Source organism: Bacillus sanguinis (genome assembly GCF_018332475.1).
Lineage (GTDB): Bacteria > Bacillota > Bacilli > Bacillales > Bacillaceae_G > Bacillus_A > Bacillus_A sanguinis.
The window spans coordinates 1-214 of record NZ_BOQB01000383.1; the positions used below are offsets into that span (position 1 = coordinate 1).

General features: G+C 54.7%; 2 tRNA genes. Both read right to left on the bottom strand.

Going from position 1 to position 214, the window contains the following annotated elements:
• Positions 1-25: 25 nt before the first annotated feature.
• A tRNA-Ala gene (locus KI369_RS26510) sits at positions 26-98 on the bottom strand.
• A 14-nt stretch (positions 99-112) separates the two neighbouring features.
• A tRNA-Pro gene (locus tag KI369_RS26515) sits at positions 113-186 on the bottom strand.
• Positions 187-214 lie beyond the last annotated feature (28 nt).

Here is a 214-nt window from a genome sequence, read left to right on the forward strand (position 1 = left end):
GTTCAGTTTTCAAAGAACTATTAAGTGGAGCCTAGCGGGATCGAACCGCTGACCTCCTGCGTGCAAGGCAGGCGCTCTCCCAGCTGAGCTAAGGCCCCATGTTTTAGGAATATCGGGAAGACAGGATTTGAACCTGCGACCCCCTGGTCCCAAACCAGGTGCTCTACCAAGCTGAGCCACTTCCCGTTAATAAAACGCGCCCGAGAGGAGTCGA